The organism is Cognatilysobacter lacus (genome assembly GCF_008274655.1).
Taxonomy (GTDB): domain Bacteria; phylum Pseudomonadota; class Gammaproteobacteria; order Xanthomonadales; family Xanthomonadaceae; genus Cognatilysobacter; species Cognatilysobacter lacus.
Genome location: NZ_VTRV01000127.1, coordinates 1 through 8234, shown reverse-complemented (window position 1 = coordinate 8234; position 8234 = coordinate 1). Strand labels below are relative to the sequence as shown.

The window sequence follows — 8234 nt, the reverse complement described above, 5'->3', positions numbered from 1 at the left end:
GGCCGCGCAGTCCTGCACAAGCGACGCGCGGCCAGCGGGCACGAGCCCGGCGTCGATCGCCGCCCAAGCGGCGCCGACACTCGGGTGTCCCGCGAAGGGCAGCTCCTGTCGCGGCGTGAAGATGCGCACGCGGTAGTCGGCGCCGTCGCCCGGAGGTAGCAGGAAGATCGTCTCCGAAAGATTCGTCCAGTGGGCGAAGGCCTGCATGGACGGGCTATCGAGGCCTTCGGCGTCGACGACTACGGCGAGCGGATTGCCCGCGCCGGGGCGATCGGCGAAGACGTCGAGCTGGAGGAAGCGGCGCTGCGTCATGGTTTGAGCCGGCCGGCGGAACGGGCCGGCATTGTCGCCGGACCCGCTCGACGGCGTCATCGCATAAAATCGCCGTCCCGTGAGTACGCGCTGTCGCCTGTTGCGGCACCGGCCACATCCCGGCCGCGCGGCCGCCGCCGAATGGCCCCTTGGAAACCTCGTGACCGCTTCGACGCGCTGGGTCGTACTCAAGTTCGGTGGAACCTCCGTATCGCGGCGCAGCCGCTGGGACACCGTCGGGCGTCTCGCGGCCCGGCGTGCGCGCGAGGAAGGCGTGCGCGTGCTGGTCGTGGTTTCGGCGCTGTCGGGCATCACCAACGAGTTGCAGGCCATCGCCGACGCGGGCGCCGGCCACGGCACCGACGCGAGGGTGGAGGCGCTGGTCGCCCGTCATCGCGACTTCTGCGCGGACCTCGGGCTCGACGCCGCCGCTGTCATCGACGACCGCCTCGCGACGCTTCGATCGCTCGCGACCGATCCGCGCGGCGTGGAACGATCGCTCGACTGGCAGGCGGAAGTGCTCGCGCAGGGCGAACTGCTCTCGTCGACGCTGGGCGTGGCCTACCTGAAGTCGCAGGGCCTCGACATCGGCTGGTGCGACGCGCGCGACTGGCTGGACGCGGTCGCATTGCCCAACCAGAGCGACTGGGCGGGTCGGCTGTCAGTCAATTGCGATCACCGCACGGACGCGGCGTTCGCCGAACGCTTCTCCATGCAGCCCACGGAGATCGTGCTCACCCAGGGCTTCGTCGCCCGCCACGGCGATGGCGGTACCGCGATCCTCGGGCGCGGTGGCTCGGATACGTCGGCGGCGTATTTCGGCGCGCTGCTCGGGGCGCGCCGCGTCGAGATCTGGACCGACGTGCCCGGCATGTTCAGCGCCAATCCGCGCGAGGTTCCGGACGCGCGCCTGCTTGCGCGGCTCGACTACGCCGAGGCGCAGGAAATCGCGACGACCGGCGCCAAGGTATTGCATCCGCGCTCCATCGGGCCGTGCCGCGACGCGGGCGTTGCGATGGCGATCCTCGATACCGAACGCCCGGAGCTGCCGGGCACGCGCATCGATGCGGCCGCGGCGACGGTGCCCGGCGTCAAGGCGATCAGCCGTCGCAACGGCATCGTGCTCGTTTCGATGGAATCGGTGGGCATGTGGCAGCAGGTCGGCTTCCTTGCCGACGTGTTCGAACGCTTCAAGCGCCATGGCCTGTCGATCGACCTGATCGGTTCGTCAGAAACCAACGTGACCGTGTCACTGGACCCGAGCGAGAACCTCGTGACCACCAACGTGCTGAGCGCGTTGAGCGAGGATCTGTCGGAGGTCTGCCGCGTGAAAGTGATCGCGCCCTGCGCGGCGATCACGCTGGTCGGTCGCGGCATGCGCTCCCTGCTGCACAAGCTCTCGGATGTATGGGCGACGTTCGGGCGCGAGCGCGTGCACCTGATCTCGCAGTCGTCGAACGACCTCAACCTGACCTTCGTCGTCGACGAGGCCGATGCGGAAGGCCTGCTGCCCACGCTGCACGCGGAACTCGTCCGCGGCGGTGCGATGCCGGTGCTCGACGAGAGCGTGTTCGGCCCGGCGTGGCGGGATGTCGTGCACGGTCGACCCGAGCGCGCGGCGCCGTGGTGGCTTGCGCGTCGTGACGAGCTGCTGGCACGGGCGGCGCTCGGGACGCCGCGGTACGTCTATCACCTGCCGACGGTTCGCGAGCGCGCACGTTCGCTGCTCGACGGCGGCCTCGTCGATTGCGGCTTCTACGCGCTCAAGGCGAACGCACACCCGGCCATCCTCGAAGCATTGAATGCCGAGGGGTTCGGGTTCGAATGCGTATCGCTCGCGGAAGTCCAGCACGTGATGCGTACGCTGCCGTCGCTCGCGCCGTCGCGCATCCTCTTCACGCCGAGCTTCGCGCCGCGCCGCGAGTACGCGGCCGCCTTCGACGCCGGCGTCAACGTCACGCTCGACAGCATGGAACTGCTGCAGCGCTGGCCCGACGTGTTGGCAGGACGCACTGCGTGGCTGCGGCTGGACCTCGGTCACGGCGAAGGCCACCACGAGAAGGTCAGGACGGGCGGCGCCGAAGCGAAGTTCGGCCTGCCGGTCGCGCGCTTCGATGCCTTCATGGCGCAGGCGCGCATTCTCGGCGTGCGCATCACCGGGCTGCATGCGCACCTGGGCAGCGGTATCGACGACCCGGCGCACTGGCGCGAGGTTTACGGCACGCTCGCAGCGCTGGCGGATTCGAGCGACGCCATCGACACCATCGATATCGGCGGCGGCTTCCCGATTCCCTACACGCCGGATGCGCGCCCGTTCGACCTCGACACCTGGCGGGACGGCGTGCGCGGCATCAAGTCGGCATACCCGCGTTGCAGGCTGGCGATCGAGCCGGGCCGCTTTCTCGTCGCCGAGGCGGGCGCACTCCTGATGCATGTCACGCAGGTCGTCGAGAAGGACGGCGTGCGCCGCATCGGGCTCGACGCCGGCATGAACGCACTCGTGCGCCCGGCGATGTACGACGCCTACCACGGCATCCACAACCTAACGCGCATCGACGATGCGTCGCTCGACACCTTCGACGTCGTCGGCCCGATCTGCGAGAGCGGCGACGTGCTCGGCCATGCGCGTCGCCTGCCGGCCGCAACGGCCGAGGACGACGTGATGCTCGTTGCCGACGCCGGTGCCTATGGCATGGCGATGGCGAATACCTACAACCTGCGGCCGCTGCCGGCCGAGGACATCCTCGATGAGTGACTGGCGCTTCTCGCGCGACGCGATCGGCTGCTTCCGCTTCGTCCGCTGCGGCCTGGACGCCGCCACCGGCGTCGTGCAGCTCGTGTACGCATTCGACGACGGCCCCGAGATGGTGGAGATCATCACGATCCCGGGCGCGCCGTTCGCGCTGGACGCCGCCGCCGCGCAAGCGGTCGAGCGCGCGGTGCAGTTGCTGCACCTGCTCGCGGGCGTCAGCTATTACAAGGCGGCGGTTCCGCGCGACATCCGCATCGAGGGCTACTCGATCGATGCGGGCACCGCGGCGTTCCTCACCGACGTCTACGAGAACGGACTGGGCGAGTTCGCCTATCGCAATGGCCTGGCGTTGCGCGGTTCGATCCGGTTTCCGGCCGCTGCAGGGAACGCACCCGCCGCACCGGCGCTCGGCCTCCGCGAGCACGCGATGGTCGCCATCGGCGGCGGCAAGGATTCGCTGGTGAGCATCGAGTCGCTGCGCAGTGCGGGCGTCGTGCAGACCGTGACGTGGATCGGCAGCTCGCAACTGATCGCGGCCTGTGCGGATCGCACCGGGCTGCCGACGCTGAACATCGGGCGCCAGCTCGCGCCCCAGTTGTTCGAATACAACCGCAACGGCGCATGGAACGGGCACATCCCGGTCACGGCCGTGAACTCGGCCATCCTTGCGCTGGCGGCGGTGTTGCACGGGGTCGACCAGGTCGTGTTCTCCAACGAGCGTTCGGCCAGTTACGGGTCGATGATCGAGGGCACCGGCGAGGTGAACCACCAGTGGTCGAAGGGCTGGGCGTTCGAGAAGGCGCTCGCATCGCACCTGCGGTCACACGTGGCTGCCGACCTTCGCTACTACTCGCTGCTGCGGCCGCTGAGCGAGTTGGCGGTCGCGCGACAGTTCGCGAAATCCGATCGCTACGACCAGCATTTCTCCAGCTGCAATCGCAACTTCCACATCATGGGCGAGCGCCCGGCGCAGCGCTGGTGCGGGATCTGCCCCAAGTGCCATTTCGTTTTCCTCGCGCTGGCGCCGTTCATGAGCAAGCCGCGGCTGGTCGGCATCTTCGGGCGCAACCTGCTCGACGATGCAACGCAGACCGGCGGATTCGATGCCCTGCTCGAATACCGCGACCACAAGCCGTTCGAATGCGTCGGCGAGGGACAGGAATCGCGCGCCGCGATGGCATTCCTGGCGCAGCGACCGGAATGGCGCGAGGACGCGATTGTTGAGCGTTTCGCGCGCGAAATCCTGCCCAAGCTCGGTGACGTGCCGGTCATCGAATCGCTGCTCGTGATCTCAGGCGAGCACGGCATTCCCGACGCGCTCTGGGCCCGCCTGCGTGCGCATCTCGCAGCTTGACGGCCGCCGCGTAGCGCTATGGGGCTGGGGCCGTGAGGGGCGCGCGGCCTACCGAGCGATCCGCGGCAGCCTGGGCGGCTTGCCGCTGACGCTGTTCTGCAGCGGCGACGAAGCTGCGGATGCGGCGTTGCTCGAGGATGCCGCGCTCACGGTGTCGACCTCCGTGGACGGCGCGGCGCTCGCCGCGTTCGACATCGTGGTCAAGTCGCCGGGCATCAGCCCGTACGGTGATGCGGCGTCGGCGGCGCGCGATGCAGGCACGCGCTTCATCGGCGGCACCTCGTTGTGGTTTTCCGAGCACGCGGGCAGCGACGGCGTCGTCGACCATGCCGTGTGCGTCACGGGCACCAAGGGCAAGAGCACGACCACGTCGCTGCTCGCGCACCTGTTGCGCAGCGCCGGGCACCGGACGGCGCTCGCCGGAAACATCGGCCTGCCGCTGCTGGAGTTGCTGGATCCGGAGCCCGCACCGGATTACTGGGCGATCGAGCTTTCCAGCTACCAGACCGGAGACGTCGCAGCCAGCGGGGCGCGTCCCGCGGTCGCGGTGGTGTTGAACCTGTTTCCCGAGCATCTCGACTGGCATGGTTCGCACCAGCGTTACGTCGAAGACAAGCTCAGGCTCGTCACGGAAGCGTCGCCGCGAATTGCCGTGCTCAACGCCGCCGACCCGATCCTGTCGCAGCTCGATCTACCGGCGAGCATTGACGTCCGCTGGTTCGGCGACGGGCGCGGCTGGCATCTGCGGGGTGACGTGCTGCATCGCGCGGGCGAACCGGTGATGGATACGCGCGGCCTGCCGCTTCCGGGTCGGCACAACCGCGGCAACCTCGCGGCCGTTCTTACGGCGATCGAAGCGCTAGGTCTCGATGCCCGGGCGCTCGCGCCGGCAGCGTTCGATTTCAGCCCGCTGCCGCACCGGCTGCAGATCCTCGGCACCCGCGACGGCATCGACTACGTGAACGATTCGATCAGCACCACGCCGCACGCGACGCTGGCGGCGCTCGAGTGCTTCGCCGATCGCGATGTCGCGCTCCTGGTCGGCGGCCACGATCGTGGACTCGACTGGTTCGACTTCGCCCAAGAAATGCGCCGGAACGCGCCGCGCGCGATCATCACCATGGGCGCGAACGGGGCGCGGATCCACGACCTGCTACTGCCGGTTGCGAACGCGGGCGGCTGGGCGTTGCTCCAGGCGTCCGACCTCGGCGGGGCGATGACCCGCGCCGTGGAGGCGTTGCACGCGGCGCACGCCCGCAAGCCGGTAGTGCTGATGTCGCCCGGTGCGCCGAGCTTTGGCGTCTATCGTGATTACGTCGAACGTGGCCGCGATTTCGCGCAGCGCGCCGGCTTCGATCCAGCGGCAATCAGCGCCCTGCCGGGGCTCGGCGTCGCCTGACACGCCCGACGCGGTCTTCGGCGGAGTCGCGTTACGCTCGAGGTTCGCCCTCTCCCGGAGACGCCCATGAACCGCCGCTCCCGTACTCGCATCGTTCTTGCCACGCTGCTGGCGTTCACTGCCGCCCACGCATCGGCCGCAATGCGCACGCGTGACGTCGCGTGGACCCTCGACGGCCAGCCGTTCCAGGGCGTGCTGGTCTATGACGACGCCGGACCGAAACTTCGACCCGGGCTGGTGATGGTTCCCAACTGGATGGGCATCAACCCGTCTGCCGTCGAGAAGGCGAAGCGCGTCGCGGGCCGCGACTACGTGGTTCTGGTCGCTGACGTCTACGGCCGCGCCGTGCGGCCCAAGACCGTGCAGGAGGCCGGTGCCGCGGCCGGAGCGCTCAAGGGCGACCGGCCCAAGCTGCGCGCGCGCATGCAGAAGGCGGTGGAGATGCTGCGCGCGCAGGCCGCGACCGCGCCGCTGGACGCCCGCCACATCGGCGCGTTCGGATTCTGTTTCGGCGGCACGTCCGTGCTGGAGCTGGTCCGCAGCGGCGCGGCGCTCGACGGTGCCGTGACGTTGCACGCGGGCCTGGATGCCACGTTGCCGACCGCCAAGGCGGTGCGCACGCCGCTGCTCGTGCTCAACGGCGCAGCCGACAAATCCGTTTCGCGCGAAGACGTCGCCAAGCTGCAGGCGGACATGACGCGCGCGGGCGCCGACTGGCAGTTCGTGGATTTCGGCGGTGCCGTGCATTGCTTCGCGGAGCCCGACGCCGGCAACGACCCGAACAGCAATTGCCGCTACGACGCGCGCCAGGCGCCGCGTGCGTACCGGATGCTCGGTGACTTCTTCGGCGAACGATTCGCGGCGGCGCGCGCGGCGGGCGCACGCAAGTAGGGCACCCTTGCGTCTCGCGCGGTGCCGCTCAGGTGTCGCGCGAGACCGCGTATTGCGCGAGGCCGAGCAGGGCGCGCGAATAGGGGTTGGACGGCAGCGTAGCCAGGGCGGCTTCGGCCTTCGTGGCGTACTCGCTCGCGCGGCGGCGGCTGTAATCCAGTCCACCGGTCGCACGGATCGCCGTCATCACCTCGTCGAGCGACTCGACGTCGCCGTTCGACACGATGTCCCGCAGCCGAGCGGAGGCAGCGGCATCGCTGTGCGCAATGGCGTGGATCAGCGGCAACGTTGCCTTGCCCTCCGCGAGGTCGTCGCCCAGATTCTTGCCGAGGGCATCGGCATCGGCCGCGTAGTCGAGCACGTCGTCCGCGATCTGGAATGCGTAGCCGAGGTTGAGGCCGAAGGTTTCGAGCGCGTCGCAATGCTCGGCGGGCGCGTCTGCGAGCAGGCCGCCCAGGCGGGTTGCCGCTGCGAACAGGACTGCGGTCTTGCGTTCGACCACGCGCAGGTAGGCAGCCTCGTCGGTGTCCGGGTTCCGTATGTGCAGCAACTGCAGCACTTCGCCCTCGGCGATGCGATTGGTGGTGTCGGCGAGGATCTGCATCACCTCCATGCGCTGCAGCTCGACCATCAACTGGAAGCTGCGCGAGTAGAGGAAGTCGCCGACCAGCACGCTCGCCGCATTGCCCCAGACGGAATTCGCCGTGCGACGGCCGCGGCGCATGTCCGATTCGTCGACGACGTCGTCGTGCAGCAGCGTGGCGGTGTGTATGAATTCGACGACCGCCGCGAGCTGGTGCGCCTTGGCGTCGATCAGTGCCTCGCCGCCCGCCGCCCCGGTGGCCAGCAGGAGCAGCATCGGGCGCAGCCGTTTGCCGCCCGCGCCAATGATGTATTCGGCTACCTGGTTGATCAGCACCACGTCCGACTTCAGGCGCTCGCGGATCAGGCGGTCGACGGCGGCCATCGGCTCGCGGGCGAGTGCCTGGATCTCGGTCAGGGACGGGGGCTGCATCGAGGCGTCTCGCTGGGGGGAAAGCGGCCGGCGATTATAGGCGGCCCCGCGCCGGCGCCCGGACATATCTGACACGGCGAGCCGGCCTGGACCGACCGACACGGGGCCGCGGGTATACTCCAATGTCGGTCGTCCAAACGAACCCGTAAAGGAAAGTCCATGGCACGCGGCGTCAATAAAGTCATCCTCGTCGGCAACCTCGGCAACGATCCCGAGGTGAAGTACACCCAGGGCGGCATGGCGATCACCACGATCAGCATCGCCACGACGAGCGTGCGTAAGGACAAGGAAGGCAACCAGCTCGAAAAGACCGAATGGCACCGCGTAAAGCTGTTCGGCAAGCTCGGTGAGATCGCCGGCGAGTACCTGAAGAAGGGTCGCCAGGTCTATATCGAGGGCCGTATCGAATATTCGACGTCCGGTGAAGGCGATTCCAAGCGCTACTTCACCGACATCATCGCCGACGAGATGCAGATGCTCGGCGGCGGTGGCGCGGAAGGTGGCGGCGCCG

Annotated in this window: 7 protein-coding genes; 5 read left to right on the top strand and 2 right to left on the bottom strand. The window is 68.8% G+C overall.

Translation table 11 applies throughout. From position 1 onward, the window contains the following. On the bottom strand, window positions 1-312 hold a 312-nt coding region (locus FW784_RS10780), incomplete at its 3' end, for a PhzF family phenazine biosynthesis protein (RefSeq protein ID WP_149353348.1). A 160-nt stretch (window positions 313-472) separates the two neighbouring features. Here FW784_RS10780 and FW784_RS10775 point away from each other — a divergent pair. The 4 genes from FW784_RS10775 to FW784_RS10760 all read left to right on the top strand — a co-directional run bounded on the left by FW784_RS10775 (window position 473) and on the right by FW784_RS10760 (window position 6708). Continuing rightward, the gene (locus FW784_RS10775) at window positions 473-3067 is read left to right on the top strand and encodes a bifunctional aspartate kinase/diaminopimelate decarboxylase (protein WP_149353347.1); all 2595 of its coding nucleotides are present in this window, start codon (window positions 473-475) and stop codon (window positions 3065-3067) included. After that, window positions 3060-4418, top strand: coding sequence for a UDP-N-acetyl-alpha-D-muramoyl-L-alanyl-L-glutamate epimerase (gene murL, locus FW784_RS10770; protein WP_149353346.1), 1359 nt, complete (start codon window positions 3060-3062; stop codon window positions 4416-4418). The genes FW784_RS10775 and murL overlap by 8 nt, the downstream gene beginning before the upstream one ends. Beyond that, window positions 4399-5817 carry a UDP-N-acetylmuramoyl-L-alanine--D-glutamate ligase gene (gene murD / locus FW784_RS10765; RefSeq protein ID WP_149353345.1) on the top strand — a complete coding sequence of 473 codons (1419 nt, stop codon included), beginning with the start codon at window positions 4399-4401 and terminating at the stop codon, window positions 5815-5817. Before murL ends, murD begins: the two co-directional genes overlap by 20 nt. A gap of 66 nt (window positions 5818-5883) precedes the next feature. Next, the gene (locus tag FW784_RS10760) at window positions 5884-6708 is read left to right on the top strand and encodes a dienelactone hydrolase family protein (RefSeq protein WP_149353344.1); all 825 of its coding nucleotides are present in this window, start codon (window positions 5884-5886) and stop codon (window positions 6706-6708) included. 28 nt (window positions 6709-6736) lie between these two features. Here FW784_RS10760 and FW784_RS10755 read toward each other — a convergent pair whose 3' ends face one another. Then, window positions 6737-7723, bottom strand: a complete 987-nt coding sequence (locus FW784_RS10755; protein WP_235893656.1) for a polyprenyl synthetase family protein — start codon at window positions 7721-7723, stop codon at window positions 6737-6739. Window positions 7724-7882: 159 nt separating this feature from the next. On the opposite strand from FW784_RS10755, the gene ssb reads away from it, so the two are divergent. After that, window positions 7883-8234, top strand: a 352-nt coding sequence (ssb, locus tag FW784_RS10750; protein ID WP_149353343.1) for a single-stranded DNA-binding protein, incomplete at its 3' end; no start/stop codon positions are given.

Coding starts and splice junctions, on each gene's coding strand:
- murL (WP_149353346.1), top strand. CDS start 3,060: ATGAGTGACTGGCGCTTCTCGCGCGACGCGATCGGCTGCTTCCGCTTC.
- FW784_RS10760 (WP_149353344.1), top strand. CDS start 5,884: ATGAACCGCCGCTCCCGTACTCGCATCGTTCTTGCCACGCTGCTGGCG.
- FW784_RS10755 (WP_235893656.1), bottom strand. CDS start 7,723: ATGCAGCCCCCGTCCCTGACCGAGATCCAGGCACTCGCCCGCGAGCCG.